Here is a 17,517-nt window from a genome sequence, read left to right on the forward strand (position 1 = left end):
TCCCCCGTCATCAACCGACGCAGATCCTCAGTTCTTCCCGGAGTCCGCGCCCGCGATCGCGGCGACGATCGCGGCGAGTTCCCTCGGCGCCTCCTCCTGAACGTTGTGGCCCGAGGCCACCGCGATGATCGTCGCCTCCGCGTTCTTCGTCCGGTAGTCGGCGACATCCTGAGCGGTCAAGAATCCGCGCTCGCCGTAGACGAGCGTGAGGGGAGCGCGCACCGTGGCGAGGTCTTCCCAGCCGGAGGCGGCGAGGACTCCGCGGAGGGCATCTTGTCCCTGCCGTGCCGACTGTGCAGCGAGGGGATCTTCCGCCATCGCAGCCGCGAGGTGCGCGAAGTGGTGCTTCCATTCCACCCGACCATCGGGGCGGATGCGGGAGTTCAGGAACACCCCGCGGGTGGCGGCTTCGCGAGTTCCCCCGAGCCCGAACTCCACAGCGCGCTCGACGAGCTCGTCGCGCGTCGCCCAATCGGTCGGGCCGGCGAAGAACGCGGCGATCTGGCTGGCGCCGCCGTTCGGATCGATGCCGGGCGAGATGTCGACGATCACGAGCTCCCGCACGAGGTCGGGGCGGGATGCCGCGAGCGCCGCCGCGGTCAATCCGCCGAGCGATTGCCCCACAAGTACCTGAGGGCCGTGCGTCCACGCGGCGACCACCTCTGCGATGTCCTGCGCCAGGTGTCGTCCGGTGTACGCGGCGTCGTCCCGCCACGATGAATCGCCGTGGCCGGGGAGATCCAGTGCCAGCGCGGGGAGCCCCAGTGCGATCACGGTCGTGTCCCACGTGTGCGCGTTCAAACCCGCGCCGTGCAGAAACGTCACGACCGGGGGAGTGAATGCTCCGGAAACGGGGTCTCCGTAGTGCAATCCGCTGACGGAGCGGCCGTCGGGGAGGTCGAAGGACAGGCGCCGCACCGGCGGTACTCGGTCCGAGTCGATGTCACGAGCCTGGGCAGGAAGGAACTGGAATTCATCCATCGGGCCATTCTGGCCCATCCCAGGGCGAGGTCGGTCGGCGGTCGTAGGCTGGAGTCATGACCCAGGAACGACGCGTGCATCTCTCCCGATCGGCGCGCCCGGCCTACGACGCGCTCGAGGCCTTTTCGCAGACCGTCGGCACGCTCGCGGCAGATGCGGGAATCGACGATCGCCTCAAGGAGATCGCGCTGATCCACGCCTCGCAGCTCAACGGGTGCGCGTACTGCGTGCGCGTGCACGTGGATCGTGCGGTGACCGCGGGGATGTCGGCAGATGAGATCGCGCAGATTGCGACGTGGCGAGAGTCGGGAGTCTTCACGCCCCGTGAGCGCGCGGCTCTCGAATTGACCGAGTCGTACGTCTTCATCCACGAGGACGGCATCTCCGACGAGGTCTACGACCATGTCGGCGGAATCCTGACCGAGGGGGAGTACGTCGCGCTGAGCTGGCTGCTCGTGTCGATCAATGCCTTCAACCGCATCACGATTGCGGGGAAGTATCCCGTGCCGCGCCGGCACGGGGCCGCGGCGGAACCGTCGGCGTGACGGTCCCTGGCACCCTCAACTTCCGCGATGTCGGCGGGCTCCCCGCCGCCGGGTTCGTCACGCGCGAGGGTGTCCTTTTCCGCTCCGGCAACCTGGCACGGCTCGCGGACGACGGGCGCGGAGCGCTGGGCGCGCTCGGCATCCGCCGCATCGTCGACCTGCGTGAGGATGATGAACTCGCGCGGGACCCCAGCCTGGTCGGCGGTCTTGACATCGAGACGGTGCGCGCTCCCCTGTTCCTGGGGTCCACGGCGTCGTTCTTCACGCACGATGTGTCGCTCGCTGAGATGTACCGGGGTCTCATCGACGACGCCGCCGAACGCATCGTCGAGGTCGTGCGAGCGGTGCTGGCCGATCAACCCGTCCTGGTGCATTGCACGGTGGGCAAGGATCGCACGGGGGTGGCAGTCGCCCTCATCCTCGCTGCCGTCGGCGTCGACGAGGAAGCGGTGATCGCCGACTATGCGCGCACCGAGACCCTCCTGCCCGCGGAGCGCAATGAACGGGTCGTCTCGTTTCTCCGGGGGCTGCATCCCGAAGCTGTCCACCTCGAAGAACTCGCCACGCGGTCGCCGGCGCCGGTGATGCGGGGGATGCTCGCGGACCTGAGTGCGCGCTTCGGCGCGCCGGTGGAGTACCTGCGCGCCCACGGGCTGACCGACCCCGAGATCGTCGAACTGCGTCGGGTACTGGTGCACGTCCACTGAGGTCGACGCTAAGGTGAGGCTCCCCTTCCTTCGGGGGTATAGTGGGAGCACGATGACCGCACTCGCCCCGCACAACGACACCGCCTGCAAGGCGTCTCGTCACACGCGGGTGCAGCACCTGATCACGGCGGACGAGTCGTCGCTCGCTGAGCTCGAGGTGCTGCTGGCGACGTTGCCGATCTGCTCGACGGGCCGCGTGTTCATCGAGGTGACCGATGCCGCTTCGGCCCGGGACATCACCGTTCCGGCACGGATGATCGTCACCTGGCTCGACCGCTCCCGCCGCTCGGGTAACCCCGGATCCGGCCGCTCCTGCGCCCCCGGGCAAGCCCTCGCACGCGCCGTGACGGCCTGGGCAGACGAGATGCTGTGCGATGGGTCCGACGGCACTCGCGTCTCCCTCCTGGGCGGCTTCCTCGGGACAGCCGACATCTTTGAGCACCTCACGACGCGTCGCGGTGTCGCCGTCGACGCGATCCACGTGCCCGAACGCTTCAGTGTTGCCCTCGCGCGCTGATCAGCGGCGGACGTAGTTCCCGTCTTCGAGACCCGCGAGGATCTCGAACCTGTTCGTGAGCGGATTGCGCCCGGCGAGCAGATACAGGATCGGCATGAGAAAGCCGTACCGTCGCCACTGCCTCGCGTGGACGGCCTCGTGGCGGAGGACCGCATCGGTCACGCGCGCCTCGCCGGTGAGAAAGCACGTTCCGACGCAGACACCGCCGCGCCGGAATGCCCAGTTCGGCATGCCGGTGAACACCCACAGCCCGGCCCGGTGCTCGATGCGTCCCGTCGAGAGCAGCGATCCCCACAGGAACCCGACCGATGTACCCCACCAGGAGCCGACGAGGCTCACGGGTGAGTCGAGCAGGAACGAGGGGAGTGCGGCATCCATGCGGGCGCCCCGGTCGACTGCGCGCTGCGCGCGGTCCTGCCATCCGACCGGCGGTGCGGCGATCACGTGAGAGCCCCGAGAACGCGCAGAATCGTGCCGAGGTCATCGACGGCGGCAGCGGGCGAGGAAGGGGCGAAGCCGGCGATCGAGGCGCCCACGAGGTGCGCATGGCCACGGATAGCGACGATCGCGCCGGTCAGCTGCTCCAGCGACAGGCCGAACGGGACAGGCAAGGCCACGGCTCCCAGCACCGCCGGGTCGAGGACGTCCAGGTCGACGTGGATGTAGACCGAGGTGCCGCCGGTCGCGCGGACGGCAGCGGTCAGTGCGGTCGGGTCGGCGAGATCGGCGATGCGGACGGTGCGCAGGCCCCGCTCCTGGACGAACTCCCACTCGGCGTCGTCGAACGCACGCGCCCCGGCGAGGATGACGCGGTCGCGCGAGACGCCGCCGGACGGCAGATCGACCCTGTCGAAGGTCGCTCGCAGTGCCATGCCGGCCAAGGAACCGGACTCGCTCGACGCGGGTGAATGCAGGTCGGCGTGTGCGTCGAACCAGACGACCACGAGGTCGTCGTGCCGCGACGCGGCGTGCGCGATGGCCGGGACCGCGATCCCGCAGTCGCCGCCGATGACGATCGCCGGCTCGTCGGATGCGTCGAGGGCTTCCGTCACGTTCTCAGCGACGCGGTTCACCGCGCTGAAACGTCGGATGCCGGTCCCCAGCGACTCGCCGGCCTCGATCGGCACGTCGACACGGACCGTCGCCGCGCGCGGCAGGTCGCCGGCGATCGCCTCGGCCCCGTCGATCAACTGCATCGCTCGAGTGGAGGGAGAGCCCTGCCACTGCGGGGCCACCAGGTATCGCGTCATGGCTCTATCCTCTCGCGCACGGACGACGACGCGGCGCCGAGCCCGAAGGCCCGGCGCCGCGCGCACCCACCGGTCTTACTGTTCGATCGCCGCGGTGCTCGGGCCACCGGCCTTCAGTGCGGCCAGGCGTGCCTCGACCTCGGTGAGCTCGCCGACGTCATCCAGCGAGGAGAACTGCGCGTCGAGGCTCGACGCTGCCAGCTCCGCCTTGCCGGAGGCCAGGGCCTCCTGGCGGCGGACCTTGTCTTCGAAACGGCCGAGCTCGCTCGTCGGGTCGAGCACGTCGATCGACTTGACCGCGTCGTGGACCTTGTTCTGCGCCTCCGCCGACTTGGCGCGGGCGAGCAACTCGGAGCGCTTCGAGCGCAGCTCTTCGAGCTTGCCCTTCATGCCGTTGAGGCCGTCCTTGAGCTTGTCGACGACCTCGGTCTGCGCCGCAATCGCCGGGGCGATCGCGTGCGCTTCGTTCTCTTCGCTGATCTGGCGCTGCAGCGCGATCTTCGCGAGGTTGTCGAACTTGTCGGCGTCGGTGGCGTTGCCGCTCGTGCGCAGCTCGTCGGCCTTCTTGCTCGCGGCGAGGGCCTTGTTGCCCCACTCGGTGGCCGACTTGACGTCTTCCTCGTGGTCACGCTCGAGAAGGCGGAGGTTGCCGATCGTCTCGGCGATGGCCGACTCTGCGTCGGCGATGTTGTTGGTGTAGTCGCGCACGAGCTGGTCGAGCATCTTCTGCGGGTCTTCCGCAGAGTCGAGCAAGGCGTTGATGTTCGCCTTCATGAGCGTGGAGATGCGACCGAAAATGGACTGCTTTGCCATCGGTTTTCCTTTTCTATACGGGTGGATGGAGGTGAACGGCGGATGCCGGTGAGGAAGGGGTGATGCGGATGGTCAGAAGCGTCCCCCTCCGCGGCGGCTGCGCGTGCCGCCGCCGCCGAAACTGCCGGGACGGGGGCCACCGCCGCCACCGCCCCCGAACATTCCGCCCCCGCCGCCGAACATGCCGCCGCCGGAACTGCGGCCGCCGCCGCCGAGGAGGGAGTTGATCAGGATGCCGCCGAGGACGGCGTTCATCATGTTGCCGCCGCCGCCGGAGCCGCCGCCCCCGAGCATGCCGCCACCGCCGAGCATGCCGCCGCCCTGGAAGGCGCCGACATCGTTCTGCGCGTGGTGGATCGCCTGCGCGGCCAGATCGTTTGCGCGTTGCGCGGCAGACAGCGCCTGCGCGGGATCGCTGTGCTGCAGCTGACGCGCCTGCACAAGCGACGCGCCGGCTTCGGCGAGCCGGGTGCGCGCTGTGGCACCGATCGCGCCGCGACGCGAGGTGATGAAATCTTCCGCGGCAGAAACCTGGCCCTGTGCCTGGGTGAGAAGCATCCCGAGCTGTTGGCTCGCCCGCTGAGCCTTCTGCTGGGCGTCGCGGACGCCTTCCAGAAGAGCATCGATCTGCGCGTTCGCCTGGTCGAGTCCTTCGAGTGCGAACAGAGGCCGCCGCGCGGATCCGCTGAGCAGTGCACGGCCGGCTTCGACCTGCTGGCGGGTCGCGGCGATGACGGGAGCCAGACGACCGTCCGGGTCGGGGAGGGCGCTGGCCGTGGCGAGGTCCGTGTCGAGCTCGGCGAGGAGGCGGGCGGCATCCTGATCACCCTGAGCAAGGTCGGCGCCGAGCTTCTCGACGGCATCATGGAGGAGCTTCGCCTCGCCGATCGCATCCTCCGCCGCGCGGATGCCGACTGCCGCGCGTGCGCCGTCACCGGAGCCGATGGCCGATTGCGCTTTCTGCAACTGCTCGTCGGCGAACGACAACAGTTGTGCCGCGTGTTCGGGATTGCCGACGACCGTGGCCAGGGCCTGCGGCGCGTAGCTCTGCGCCAGGGTGGCGATGCGCGCCGCGGCGGTCGTGTGCACCCCGCCGACGGTCTCCCGCAGCGCCTGCACTCGGGCGAGAGCTTCGGGAGCGTTCTGCTCGAGCTTGCGGAGCTCGTCGAAGGATTGCGCCTTGTCATCGAGCTCGTGGTTGGCGTGCGCGCACAACTCGAGGATCTGTGCGTTCCACTGCCGTGTCGCTTCCTCGGAGTCGGGGGCGTCGTCGTCGAGTTGTTGCTTGAGGGTGAAGGCCTGGCTGAGGTCGTCCTTGGCCTGGGCGACGGCCGCGTGATACTCGGCGGTCGCTTCGGCGCCGAACTGCGCTTCGGCGAAGCCCAGTTCTTGCTCGCTCGTCTTGATCGCGTCGTCGGTGTGGACGAGCGCGGAGGATGCGCGACGACTGAGCTCTTCGGTCGACAGTTGGGCGAGCTCGTCCGTGGTGGACGAGGGGGAGGCATCTACCGGACGTGCCGACTTCTTGCGCGCGCGCACCACGATCCAGATGACGAGGGCCGCGAGCGCCACCAGCGCGATGACGAGAACGATCGGGAGCAACGACGAACCGCCGGACGATTCGCCGCCGGTGACGGCGCCTTCCAAGCCGTCGGCGGCGGCCGTGGCCGCGCCCGCCCAATCCTCGTCGCGGAGTTCGGGGAGGATGTTCGACTGTTCGATGGAGGTGAGGCGGTCGGCGCTCACCGGCCCCGTCGAGTCGCCCGAAAGGTAGAACTGCCGACCGTCGGTCGCGATCGCCAAGAGGTACTGCGTCGGACCCAAGCCGTTGTTGCTCGCCGTTTGATTCGTCCACTCTTCGGGGTCGCTGGGATTGGTGAACTGATCCACGTAGACGACCCACAGGTCGATACCCGACGCGGGGAGGGTACTCAGACGCTCCGCGACGGCAGTCTCCTCAGTCGAGCTCAGGACGTCGGACTGGTCGAGCACGGGGGAGCCGCCGAGCGTCACCGGGTCGGTCGCCATCGCCCCTGCACCGCCCCCGAGGACAATCGCCGCCGCTGCGACCAACGTGAGAGGCCAGTGCGCGCGCATGGGGTCCTTTCCGCCACGGGGGACACCGGAAACCGTCCCCCGCGAACACCCTATTCCCCGCGGCGTATGAGCAAAAGTCCTCATCGACCGCAGATGAACAGCGTCGATGAATGCGACGTGAGGACGGTGGGAGCGGGGAGTCGCTCCCGGCCTCGACGGTGCTGCACGGTATGTTTCGCAGTCGGAGGAATCATGGACGACAGATACGGCGGAGATGTGCTGGCCCGCGGATGGCGCGACGCCGGCCGCCGCGTCGTGCCCGAGGTCGCAGCCGAACGCGACCTCGTCGTCGAAGTCGCCTCGGACGGATTCTGCGGCGCGGTGACGCGCATCCAGTCGGGAACCGTCGAACTCGAGGATCGACTCGGGCGCCGCCGGCTCTTCCCGCTCGGCGGAGGATTCCTCGTCGACGGCGAGGCCGTCGTGCTGACCCTGCCGAAACCGGCGGCCCCCACCGGTCCCGCGCGCACGGCATCCGGATCGTTCGCCGCGCCGCAGACGCGGGCACGGGTCGCCCGAGGATCCCGCATCCTCGTCGAGGGGCGTCATGACGCCGAACTCGTCGAGAAAGTGTGGGGTGATGACCTGCGCGTCGAGGGCGTCGTCGTGGAATACCTCCAGGGTGTCGACCTCCTCGCTGCGGCCCTCGACGACGAGCCGCCGGGACCGGATCGTCGCTACGGGGTGTTGGTCGATCACCTTGTCGCCGGATCGAAAGAGTCGCGCGTCGCGCAAGAGATCGAACGCGGCCCGCACGGGAAATACCTGCGGATCGTCGGGCATCCCCACATCGACGTGTGGCAGTGCGTGACCCCGCAGGCGCTCGGGATTGCGGCGTGGCCCGACGTCCCCCGGGGGATCGAGTGGAAGGTCGGCGTGAGCCGTGCCCTCGGCTGGCCCGCGCGCGATCAGGCCGACATCGCACGCACGTGGCAGCGGATCCTCCGCTCTGTGAAGAGCTATCGGGACCTCGACCCGGCTCTCCTCGGGCGCGTGGAAGAACTGATCGACTTCGTCACGCAGTAAGGAGCGGCGGTGCCGACGCGCACCGGCGATACCCTGGACGGATGCCGCATTCCGACGCTCCCGAACCACCCGCCGAGTCTCGGTTCCGGGCCGAACCGGTCTCTTTCGTCCGGCGCAGCGGGCGCATGACCGACGGGCAAGAACGCGCGTGGGCGGAGCACGCGCCGTTCTATGTCATCGAGGTCGAGCGGGGCGAAGCGGTCACCAGCATCCGTCCCGGCACGCCGATCACTCCGGCTTCCGTCTTCGGCCGGTCGGCGCCGCTCATCGTCGAGATCGGTTCCGGCCAGGGACACGCCATCGTGCACGCGGCGCGTACGCGACCGGAGGCCGACTTCCTCGCGGTCGAGGTGTTCGTCGCCGGGCTCGCGCGCACGATGCTCGACGCCGAGCGAGCCGATGTGCGAAACCTCCGCCTCGTGGAGGGGAACGCTCCCGAAGTCCTCGAACATTTGCTGCCGGAGGCGTCGGTCGACGAACTGTGGATCTTCTTCCCCGATCCGTGGCACAAGTCCAAGCACACCAAGCGCCGCCTGGTCGCACCACCGTTCCCGGCGCTGGCGGCGCGCGTGCTGCGCGATGGCGGCATCCTGCGGCTCGCGACGGACTGGGAAGACTACGCACGGCAGATGCGGCACGTGCTCGGCGAGGCCGACGATTTCGAGCCGATGTTCGACGGCGACTGGGGCGAGCGGTTCGAGGGCCGGATCATGACGGCGTTCGAGCGCAAGGGCCTCGCGAAAGGCCGTGATATCCGCGACCTCGCCTACCGCCGCAGTCCGCGAGGCTGACCGGTGCCGGCGCATACCGCCACGGGCATGCGTCCGCACGTGTCGCTCGGAACCCTCCCGGCGGTGCTGGTCTGTCTCGCCGCTCCCGCGCTGTTCGTCGCGCGACTGCCGTGGCTCGGGTGGGCGTTCCTCGCGGTCGGGATGATCGTCGCGCTCGCCATCGAACGCCGGGGCGTGGCGGCATCCGGCCCCTCGCTCACGCGCGACCTGTCGCTCATCACGGTCGGGCTTCTGATCGTGAGCGTCATCGACCTCGCCGCGAAACTCGACAACCTGTCGATGGTGCGCTTCACGCTGGCGCTCGGCGGTGCCGTGCTCGTACCGTACGCGATCTCACGCTGGGTCTACCGTGATCGCGCGATCCGCTTCCCGTGGCGCGGCGGCGGGCGGTGGAAACGCTGGCAGTGGGGCTGGCTGGCGGCCGTGTTGGTGCTCGGTTGGCTGATTCTGCCGTTCTACTTCATCAGTTCCGGTGTCTACCTGAACTGGCCGGTGGTGGATACCCCTGACCTGATCGCGCGCCTGTTCGTCGGCGTCGGGGCCGTCGGCATCTGGGACGAGCTGTTCTTCATCTGCACGGTGTTCGCGCTGTTGCGACGCCATTTCTCCGACGGTGCCGCGAACATCCTGCAGACCATCGTGTTCGTGTCGTTCCTCTGGGAACTCGGCTATCGGTCGTGGGGGCCGGTGCTGACGATCCCGTTCGCCCTGCTGCAAGCGATCATCTTCTTGAAGACGCGCTCGCTCGGCTATGTCGTGACGGTGCATCTCCTGTTCGACGCGGTCGTCTTCGCGGTGCTCGTTCATGCGCACAATCCCGGCCTGCTCGACGCGTTCTTCCTGATCTCGCCGTGATCAGTGCCTGCCCAGGTGTGCGGTCTAGGCTGAAGACCTGGGCCGGAGCAGGCCCCCGGACGACGGATCAGTACCCGGAACGCGAATCGGCGCGGCCCTCACCGTCACCTGGGCGATGGTCACCGGTGACGAGTCGTTCTCGCTCGTCCGGATGCTACTGATCCTCGGCCTCGTCGGCTGTGTCGTGGGGCTCAAGCTCGTCGGCCACGACTGACCGCGACGGCCACCAGAACGCCGGGGGGACCCACGGGCTCCCACCCCTCGAACGGCGCGTGTCCGTCGAGGAGGTGCGCCGCCCAGCCGGTCCCGGCTTCGGTGATCTTCACGACCGCATCGCCACGCAGACCGCGCCCGTCCGCCTTGAGGACCGCTTCGGTGCGCACCCAGCGGAGCAATCCACCCTCGATACCGCCCGCCGCGTCGCGGACCGGGTCGCTCAGACGCTCGGCGTCGAGCCCGAACGCCGACACCGTGTCGGGATGGATGCCGACCACCGCGACCCCGCCGGCGTAGCTCACCGACGCCCGCCACGGTGCCCCGGTCACGACGACCGGACCGTGTGGCCCGCCGCAGTGCGCACACGCGTTCGACAGTTCGGCATCCGCGTAGCCTGCACGCGCCACCAGGTCGCGCAGGAGACCCCACGCGACCGCGCGCCGCTCCGCCCGTCCGGCCGGCGCGGGAGCCCACGCCAGGTGCAGGCCCGACACGCTACGGCTTCGGTTCGTGCGTCTCGATCGACACGATGCCCGACCCGGGGTTCGTGGCCGACAGGTGCACGACCGAGAACGCCGCCGGTTCGAGAGCCGAGGCACTGCCGAGGTACGAGCCGCGGAGAGTGCCGGTGGCCAGCGCGAGCTCGTTCAGGATGCCGGGGATCACGGGACCGTGGCTGCAGAGCACGGCGGGCTTGCGGGAACGCACGCGCTTGCCGACGATCGAGCGGACATCCGACGTGCCGTCCTCCCACGCATCCTGACCGAGCAGACGGGTGGACGAGACCTGCTTGCCGAGCGCCGCCGACAGGGGAGCGACTGTCGTGAGGCACCGGACCGCGTCGCTGGAGACGATCCGTCGCACGCCGAACGCGCGGAGCGGCCCGACGATGGACGCCGCCTGTTTGATGCCGCGCGAGGTGAGCGTGCGCGCGGCATCCGCGCCCGTCCATTCGTCGCGGGACAGCGCCTTCGCGTGGCGGAGGACGACGATCGGGAAGGTCTCGAGCACCCCGTCATCGACGAATGCCAGGAACTGCTCCAGGATTTCCACGTCGACCGGGTAGGAGAGGTAGCCGAGCGCACGACGGGGGGAGACCCATTCGAGCGCCGCGATCTCCTTGTTCGGCACGAACGCGGAGGCACGCAGGGCGCTGTCGGTCGCTTCCGCCGCCCAATAATGCACGATCTTCTGGCGCTTGTTCGGCATGCGGTACCGCGAGACGCCGACGGGGAAGCCGAGGGCGACCCGGATGCCTGTCTCTTCGTGGATCTCACGCACGGCGGTTTCGGCGAGTGTCTCACCCGGGTCGACTTTTCCCTTGGGGAGCGTGACGTCGGCGTAGGCGGTGCGGTGGATCACCAGCACCTTCAGCTTGCCCTCGACCACGCGCCAGACGACTCCGCCCGCGGCGTAGACAGCGGTGTCGGTCATCGCACCGCGCGGGCTCGGCGACGCCGCTGCACCTGGGCCATGGTCTTCTCCTGCAGGTCGACGAGCGGAGTGCCGTCTGCGCCGACGCTGCGCCGGGTCCAGACGCTGCCCTCGCCGAGATGCCATGCGCTGGTGTCCGGGCTCATCGCGGCGTCGAACAGCTCGACGAGCTCGCGTACGTGCGCCGGAGCGACCACGCGCACGAGCGCTTCCACACGTCGGTCGAGGTTGCGGTGCATCATGTCGGCGCTGCCGATGAAGACCTGCGGCACGCCGTCGTTGTGGAACGCGAAGATCCGCGAGTGCTCGAGATAGCGGCCGAGGATCGAGCGCACCGTGATGGTGTCGCTCACGCCGGGCAGGTCGGTGCGCAGTGAACAGATGCCGCGTACCCAGACATCCACCCGCACGCCGGCCTGGCTGGCGCGATACAGCGCATCGATGATCTGCTCATCGACCATCGAGTTGACCTTGATGCGGATGTGCGCGGCCTTGCCGTCTTGGGCATTGCGGCGCTCCTTGTCGATGTGACGCAGGAGCCCCTTGCGGAGGTGGAGCGGGGCGACGAGGAGCCGCTTGAACTTCTTCTCGATCGCGTAGCCGCTGAGCTCGTTGAACAGGCGGGTGAGGTCGCGGCCGACCTGCTCGTCCGTCGTGAACAGCCCGAAGTCTTCGTACAGGCGGCTCGTCTTCGGGTTGTAGTTTCCGGTGCCGATGTGGCTGTAGCTGCGCAGCATCCCGTCTTCCTCGCGGATGACGTGGAGGAGCTTGCAGTGCGTCTTCAGGCCGACGAGGCCGTAGACGACGTGCACGCCCGCCTTTTCGAGCTTGCGGGCCCAGACGATGTTGTTGGCCTCGTCGAAACGGGCCTTCACCTCGACGAGTGCGAGCACCTGCTTGCCCTTTTCCGCGGCATCGATCAGCGCTTGCACGATCGGGCTGTCACCGGAGGTGCGATAGAGCGTCTGCTTGATCGCGAGCACGTGAGGATCGCGTGCCGCCTGCTCGAGGAAGGCCACGACACTCGTCGTGAAGGACTCGTACGGGTGGTGGACGAGAACGTCGCCCGCCCGGATGGCGGCGAACAGATCGGCACGGCCGTTCTGTTCGGCCGGTTGGAACGCCGGTGCCGTCGTGGGCACGTGCGGCGGGTAGTGCAGGTCGGGCCGGTCGATGCGAGCCAGATCGAACAAGCCGCGAAGGTCGAGCGGCGACGGCAGTCGGTAGACCTCCTGGTCGGTGATGTCCAGTTCGTCCAGCAGCAGGTCGAGGGTCACCGGATCCATGCTGTCGGTGATCTCCAGCCGGATCGGCGGGCCGAAGCGGCGCCGCAGCAGCTCGGCCTCGAGTGCCTGGATGAGATTCTCGGTCTCGTCTTCCTCGATCACCACGTCTTCGTTGCGGGTCAGGCGGAACGCGTGGTGCTCGAGGATCTCCATGCCGGGGAAAAGGTCGCCGAGATTCTCTGCGATGAGCTCTTCCAACGGCAGATACCGCGAGCGGCCGCTGGCCGGAAGCTCGACGAAGCGCGGAAGCATCGGCGGCACCTTCAGGCGCGCGAACTCTTGGCGGCCCGTCTTCGCGTTCCGGATGCGGATCGCCAGGTTCAGGGAGAGACCCGAGATATAGGGGAACGGATGCGCGGGGTCGACGGCGAGCGGCATGAGGACCGGGAACACCTGCGCCTGGAAGTAGTCGTACATCGTGTGGCGCTCGGACTCGTCGAGATCCGCCCACGAGACCAGCTCGATGCCGGACTCCGCCAGTGCCGGTGAGACGTGCTCCGCCCACGCGGCGGCGTGCCGCATCTGCAGCTGATGCGCTTCGGCGGAAATGTCGGCGAGGACGTCGTGTGGTGACCGACCGACGTTGGTCGGTATGGCGAGGCCGGTGATGATGCGGCGCTTCAGACCGGCCACGCGGACCATGAAGAACTCATCGAGGTTACTGGCGAAGATCGCGAGGAAGTTCGCGCGCTCCAGCACCGGGAGCCGCGGGTCTTCCGCGAGCTCGAGCACACGCTGATTGAACGCCAGCCAGCTCAACTCGCGGTCTGTGTAGCGGTTGTCGGGCAGTTGGGAGTCGTAGGCTTCGACGGCTTCATCGAAGTCGTCGTCGTCTGCATCGCCCAGACCGGAGTCGAGCACGTCCGTATCGATCATTCCCACATCATTGCAGGGCGAGGTGACCGAAACGTTAACCGTCAGGCCTGTGAGCGTTCGCGCGGAGCGGGAACCTGGTCATCCTCGTACACGTTGAAGCGATACCCGACGTTGCGGACGGTGCCGATGAGCTGCTCGAGGTCGCCGAGCTTGGCGCGCAAGCGCCGAACGTGCACGTCGACCGTGCGTGTGCCGCCGAAGTAGTCGTAGCCCCACACTTCGCTCAAGAGTTGCTCGCGTGTGAACACGCGGGACGGATGCGTGGCGAAGAAGTGCAGGAGCTGGAACTCCTTGTAGGTGAGGTCCAGTGGCTTGCCGCGGACCTTCGCCGAGTACGACGACTCGTCGATCGTGATCCCCGAGGTGGAGATGCGGCTGGAGACCTGTTCCTTGGCCATTCGGCCGACCGCCAACCGGATGCGGGCGTCGACCTCGGCGGGTCCCGCGGTGACGAGGAGGACATCGTCGATGCCCCAGTCGGTCGAGACGGCGGTGAGGCCACCCTCGGTGACGACCAGGATGAGGGGCGCGTCGATGCCCGTGGTGTTCAGGATCTTGCACAGCGACTTCGCGCCGACGAGATCCATGCGCGCGTCGACGAAGATCACATCCGAGCTCGGGGCGTTCACGAGCGATGCCGGCTCGGCGGGAATCTGGCGGACGCGGTGACTGAGCAGCTCGAGTGCGGGCAGGACGGGACCACCGCCGGGGGCGGAGCTCAGCACGAGCAGTTGCGCCAACAGGGTCCCTTCCGCTGGGAGGACTCGGGTGGACCCGGATCGAGTCCCATCTTAGAGCGTCGTGCGGGCCGGCAAAGCCGAGCGTGCATCGACGCGGAGGTGTGGGCCAGAATAGACCCATGTCCCTTCCCGAGCTCGCCCCCCGCAGCGGTGTGCGCGGCATTGTGGCGGCGTGGGTGCTCGCGGCGGTCATCGCCCTCGCGATCGGGATCGCGGTGCCTTCCGCCGCCCAGGCGGCGTGGATGGCGGTGGGGATGGGATTCGTGCTCATTTCGTCGTTTGCGATCCAGCTGGCACACGGCCACCCGCACGGGTTCATCCAGCGTGTGGCGGCGAGCGTCCTGGGTGGACTTGCGGTGATGGGGCTCATCGGAGTGGGTCTGGGGCTGGCCTCGTTGTTCGCCGCCTGAACGCGTCGGATGCGTAGACTGAGCGCATGGACCTCGTCGCTCTCGAACTGTTCTTCGTCGGGCTGCTCGCACTCGCCTCGCTGGCGATTGTGTTCGTCTCCGGCGTCGTGATCAAGAACCTGTACCGCGGCCAGCGCTGACGCCGTGCTCGATCTCCCCACCGACCTCCCGGCGGACATCGTTCCGCTGTCCTGGCTTCTGGGCGTCTGGGAAGGCACCGGTGTCATCGACTATGACGTCGACGGCACGGCGTTCTCGGGTGAGTTCTCGCACCGGGTGAGCTTCAGCCACGACGGTGGCGATTACGTCAATTACGCCGCCAGTGCCTGGCTTGTCGGCGAAGACGGTGAGCGCTCGCCGCTCGTGGCCGAGACGGGGTACTGGCGCTTGGCACGTCCGGCGACCGCGGCGGATGCCGGACCCGCGCTGTTGCCTCCGGCAGAGGCAACGGGGGCCGCCCGCACCGTGGACGACGTCGAGGCATTGCGCACCGAGGAAGGTGGCTTCGACATCGAAGTGGCGATCGTGCACTCCGACGGCATCAGTGAGCTCTACCTCGGGCAGGCGCGCGGTCCGCGCATCGACATCGCGACGGACGCGATCGTGCGCCCCGCCAGCGCGAAAGAGTATGCCGCGGCGTCGCGGATGTACGGATATGTCGACGGCCATCTGCTGTGGGCGTGGGATGTCGCGGCCCTCGGCGGCGAACTCGCCTCGCATGCGTCGGCGCGTCTTGCGCGAGTCGACTGATGACCGACCCGTTCGCTGCGGTTCCGGGCGCCGTCCTCGACGACGCGGGCCCGGTGCACTTCGGTTCGCCGCACCGTGAGCAGCGCGACCTGGTCGGCGGACGCGCGGTGGCCGTTCTCGGTGACCGTGGTGTGTTGACCCTCGCCGGCCCCGATCGGCTGACGTGGCTCGATTCGATCACCTCGCAGGCCGTCGCCGCCCTTCACCCCGGCGAGAGTACGGAACTGCTCATCCTCGATCCGCAGGGACACGTCGAGCACGCGGCATCCGTCGTCGATGACGGCGAGACCACGTGGCTCATCGTCGACCGCGAGCGCGCCCCGGCGCTTCTTGCCTGGCTGACCCGGATGCGGTTCCGGCTGCGTGTCGACCTGACGGATGCCGGTTCGTCTCACCGGGTCATCGGGGGAACGGCGGCCGGCGTGGCGCCCCTCGCGGCCGCGGCGACCTGGATCGACCCGTGGCCACGGGTGGCCGCCGGAGGGTGGGGGTACGCGCCGACGGACCCGCACCCGGGCGGGGAGCGTGACTGGGTCGAAGCGATCATCGATCTCGACCACTACGCCGCTCTCGCGGGCGCCGCCGCGCGCGGCGAGCAGAGCATCGCCGGCCGCTGGGCAGCCGATGCGCTGCGGGTGGCCGCGTGGCGTCCGCGGGCCTCCGCCGAAGCGGACGGGCGGACGCTTCCGCACGAAGTCGATTGGCTCCGGACGGCGGTGCACCTGGAGAAAGGGTGCTATCGCGGGCAGGAGACGGTCGCCAAGGTGCACAACCTCGGGCATCCGCCGCGGCGTCTGATCGCCCTGCAGCTCGACGGGAGCGACGCCGTCTTGCCGGAACCGGGTGCGGACGTCCTGGCCGACGGTGAACCGGTCGGCGCGGTCACCTCCGTCGCCCGCCACTACGAAGAGGGTCCGATTGCGCTCGCGCTCGTCAAGCGCACGCTCGCCGAGGGAGCGGTACTCACGGTGCGGACGGAGGACGGTGTCGTCGCTGCATCGGCCGAGATGATCGTTCCCCCGGATGCCGGGCGCACGGCTGCCGTACCGCGTCTGCCGCGCTTGTCTCGCCGCCGCTGACGTGACCGATCACGTCGATCCGGCGACGGCTCCGGTGCCCACCGGTTGGCGCCACCGCGTCGACCCCCGTCCGGGCCTGGACCGTGTGCGGGACTCCGCGCCGGCGATCCTCCAGATCGTCATCGCGGCGACGGCCGCATTCGCCTTCGCGCACTACGTGCTCGGGCACCCGGCGCCGCTCCTGGCCGCGACCGTGACGGTCTCCAGCCTCGGCCTCGTTCGTGACGCCCGGCCCCGCCGCGTGCTTGAGACGGTCGTCGGGATGATCGTCGGCATCCTCATCGCCGAACTGATCGTCCTCGCGGCCGGGGTCGGATGGTGGCAGCTCGCGATCACGTTGGCGGTGACCCTGGTCGTCGCCCGCTTCCTGTCGGCGCAACCCGCCTTCGCGATCGCGGCGGCGATCCAATCCGCGATCGTCATGGTGATCCCCGCGAGTGTGCCGTTCATCCGGCTGATCGACGGGATCATCGGAGGTATCGCGGCGCTGCTGGTGACAGCCCTCGTGCCGCGCCGACCGTTGCGCGCCGCAACACGTGAAGGAGCGGCGCTCCTGGCGGCGTTCGATGGCGCGGTGGCCACGCTCGTCCAGGCGCTCCGGCGTGGCGACCGGGTGCGCGCCGAGCGGGGTCTGGAGAAGGCCCGTGCGCTTCAGCCGCTTGTGGATGAGTGGCGAGTCTCCCTCGAGTCCGGCCGGGCGATTGCGCGGATCTCCCCGTTCTTGCGGCGTGAGCGTTTCGAACTCGAACGTCACGAGCGGGTCAGAGCGCATCTCGACCTCGCTAGTCGCAATCTTCGCGTGATCGCCCGACGCGTCGTCTACCTGTGCGATGACCGCCAGTCCCGGCCGGTCGCCGCCGACCTGCTGTCCGAACTCGCGGCGGGTGCCCGGCTGATCGGTGAGTCACTTGCCGATATCTCCTTCGAGCCGCCCGCACGCGAAGCCGTGCGTGCCGTCGCGGCGCGGCTCGACCCGGCAGCGCTCACCGGCGGGCGTACCGGGAGCGACCACAATCTCCTCGGCGCGATGCGCCCGCTCGCCGTCGATCTCATGACAGCCGCCGGAATGCCCGCCGCCGACGCCCGGGCCGCGCTCCCGCGCGTGTAGCGGCCCGGTGCGGTGATGTGGGGCATCGGGTCATTC

Annotated in this window: 19 protein-coding genes and 1 pseudogene; 11 read left to right on the top strand and 9 right to left on the bottom strand. The window is 68.9% G+C overall.

The window, feature by feature from the left end:
* Nucleotides 1-27: 27 nt before the first annotated feature.
* Nucleotides 28-981: an alpha/beta hydrolase gene (locus tag Q0653_RS12190; protein WP_298944786.1), complete on the bottom strand. Its 954-nt coding sequence runs from the start codon at nt 979-981 to the stop codon at nt 28-30.
* 56 nt (nt 982-1,037) lie between these two features.
* Between Q0653_RS12190 and Q0653_RS12195 the strand changes: the two genes are divergently transcribed.
* Genes Q0653_RS12195 through Q0653_RS12205 form a run of 3 tightly spaced genes read left to right on the top strand, consistent with a single transcriptional unit; the run spans nt 1,038 to nt 2,750 of the window.
* Nucleotides 1,038-1,526: a carboxymuconolactone decarboxylase family protein gene (locus Q0653_RS12195; RefSeq protein ID WP_298743170.1), complete on the top strand. Its 489-nt coding sequence runs from the start codon at nt 1,038-1,040 to the stop codon at nt 1,524-1,526.
* Nucleotides 1,523-2,233: a tyrosine-protein phosphatase gene (locus Q0653_RS12200; RefSeq protein ID WP_298743169.1), complete on the top strand. Its 711-nt coding sequence runs from the start codon at nt 1,523-1,525 to the stop codon at nt 2,231-2,233. The genes Q0653_RS12195 and Q0653_RS12200 overlap by 4 nt, the downstream gene beginning before the upstream one ends.
* A 52-nt stretch (nt 2,234-2,285) precedes the next feature.
* Nucleotides 2,286-2,750, top strand: coding sequence for an SIP domain-containing protein (locus Q0653_RS12205; RefSeq protein ID WP_298944787.1), 465 nt, complete (start codon nt 2,286-2,288; stop codon nt 2,748-2,750).
* Here Q0653_RS12205 and Q0653_RS12210 read toward each other — a convergent pair whose 3' ends face one another.
* From Q0653_RS12210 to Q0653_RS12225, 4 genes are all read right to left on the bottom strand, one after another.
* Nucleotides 2,751-3,194 carry a Fe-S oxidoreductase gene (locus Q0653_RS12210; protein ID WP_298743165.1) on the bottom strand — a complete coding sequence of 148 codons (444 nt, stop codon included), beginning with the start codon at nt 3,192-3,194 and terminating at the stop codon, nt 2,751-2,753. It lies immediately after the preceding gene.
* Entirely contained in the window at nt 3,191-4,000 is an 810-nt protein-coding gene (locus Q0653_RS12215; protein WP_298944788.1) for an arginase family protein, read from the bottom strand. Before Q0653_RS12215 ends, Q0653_RS12210 begins: the two co-directional genes overlap by 4 nt.
* Before the next feature lie 75 nt (nt 4,001-4,075).
* Nucleotides 4,076-4,813: a PspA/IM30 family protein gene (locus Q0653_RS12220; RefSeq protein WP_298944789.1), complete on the bottom strand. Its 738-nt coding sequence runs from the start codon at nt 4,811-4,813 to the stop codon at nt 4,076-4,078.
* Nucleotides 4,814-4,885: 72 nt separating this feature from the next.
* Nucleotides 4,886-6,910 carry a TPM domain-containing protein gene (locus Q0653_RS12225; protein ID WP_298944790.1) on the bottom strand — a complete coding sequence of 675 codons (2,025 nt, stop codon included), beginning with the start codon at nt 6,908-6,910 and terminating at the stop codon, nt 4,886-4,888.
* A 192-nt stretch (nt 6,911-7,102) separates the two neighbouring features.
* Here Q0653_RS12225 and Q0653_RS12230 point away from each other — a divergent pair, with 192 nt between their 5' ends.
* The 4 genes and pseudogenes from Q0653_RS12230 to Q0653_RS12245 all read left to right on the top strand — a co-directional run.
* The gene (locus Q0653_RS12230) at nt 7,103-7,936 is read left to right on the top strand and encodes a DUF3097 domain-containing protein (protein ID WP_298944791.1); all 834 of its coding nucleotides are present in this window, start codon (nt 7,103-7,105) and stop codon (nt 7,934-7,936) included.
* Nucleotides 7,937-7,977: 41 nt separating this feature from the next.
* Nucleotides 7,978-8,727: a tRNA (guanosine(46)-N7)-methyltransferase TrmB gene (trmB, locus tag Q0653_RS12235; protein WP_298743155.1), complete on the top strand. Its 750-nt coding sequence runs from the start codon at nt 7,978-7,980 to the stop codon at nt 8,725-8,727.
* A 27-nt stretch (nt 8,728-8,754) separates the two neighbouring features.
* Entirely contained in the window at nt 8,755-9,582 is an 828-nt protein-coding gene (locus tag Q0653_RS12240) for a CPBP family intramembrane glutamic endopeptidase (protein WP_298944863.1), read from the top strand.
* 85 nt (nt 9,583-9,667) lie between these two features.
* Nucleotides 9,668-9,796, top strand: a pseudogene (locus Q0653_RS12245) (QacE family quaternary ammonium compound efflux SMR transporter); the annotation flags it as partial.
* Here Q0653_RS12245 and Q0653_RS12250 read toward each other — a convergent pair.
* From Q0653_RS12250 to Q0653_RS12265, 4 genes are read right to left on the bottom strand one after another with little or no spacing between them, the layout of a single operon-like run.
* Nucleotides 9,774-10,292: a chemotaxis protein CheY gene (locus tag Q0653_RS12250; protein WP_298944792.1), complete on the bottom strand. Its 519-nt coding sequence runs from the start codon at nt 10,290-10,292 to the stop codon at nt 9,774-9,776. The pseudogene Q0653_RS12245 and the gene Q0653_RS12250 sit on opposite strands and share 23 nt — an antisense overlap.
* A 1-nt stretch (nt 10,293) precedes the next feature.
* A complete protein-coding gene (locus tag Q0653_RS12255; protein ID WP_298743152.1) occupies nt 10,294-11,232 on the bottom strand; it encodes an NUDIX domain-containing protein in 939 nt (312 codons plus the stop codon).
* A complete protein-coding gene (locus tag Q0653_RS12260; protein ID WP_298944793.1) occupies nt 11,229-13,394 on the bottom strand; it encodes an RNA degradosome polyphosphate kinase in 2,166 nt (721 codons plus the stop codon). The genes Q0653_RS12255 and Q0653_RS12260 overlap by 4 nt, the downstream gene beginning before the upstream one ends.
* Before the next feature lie 41 nt (nt 13,395-13,435).
* Nucleotides 13,436-14,134: a response regulator transcription factor gene (locus tag Q0653_RS12265; RefSeq protein WP_298944794.1), complete on the bottom strand. Its 699-nt coding sequence runs from the start codon at nt 14,132-14,134 to the stop codon at nt 13,436-13,438.
* 119 nt (nt 14,135-14,253) lie between these two features.
* Here Q0653_RS12265 and Q0653_RS12270 point away from each other — a divergent pair, with 119 nt between their 5' ends.
* The 4 genes from Q0653_RS12270 (at nt 14,254) to Q0653_RS12285 (ending at nt 17,481) form a co-directional block, all read left to right on the top strand.
* A complete protein-coding gene (locus Q0653_RS12270; RefSeq protein WP_298944795.1) occupies nt 14,254-14,544 on the top strand; it encodes a hypothetical protein in 291 nt (96 codons plus the stop codon).
* A gap of 144 nt (nt 14,545-14,688) precedes the next feature.
* Nucleotides 14,689-15,294: an FABP family protein gene (locus Q0653_RS12275; protein WP_298743144.1), complete on the top strand. Its 606-nt coding sequence runs from the start codon at nt 14,689-14,691 to the stop codon at nt 15,292-15,294.
* Complete coding sequence (locus tag Q0653_RS12280; RefSeq protein WP_298944796.1) at nt 15,294-16,373, top strand: glycine cleavage T C-terminal barrel domain-containing protein; 1,080 nt, start codon at nt 15,294-15,296, stop codon at nt 16,371-16,373. Before Q0653_RS12275 ends, Q0653_RS12280 begins: the two co-directional genes overlap by 1 nt.
* 1 nt (nt 16,374) lies before the next feature.
* Nucleotides 16,375-17,481 carry an FUSC family protein gene (locus Q0653_RS12285; RefSeq protein ID WP_298944797.1) on the top strand — a complete coding sequence of 369 codons (1,107 nt, stop codon included), beginning with the start codon at nt 16,375-16,377 and terminating at the stop codon, nt 17,479-17,481.
* The last annotated feature ends 36 nt before the right edge of the window (nt 17,482-17,517 follow it).

It is taken from the genome of uncultured Microbacterium sp. (assembly GCF_947488465.1).
In the GTDB taxonomy this organism is placed as follows: domain Bacteria; phylum Actinomycetota; class Actinomycetes; order Actinomycetales; family Microbacteriaceae; genus Microbacterium.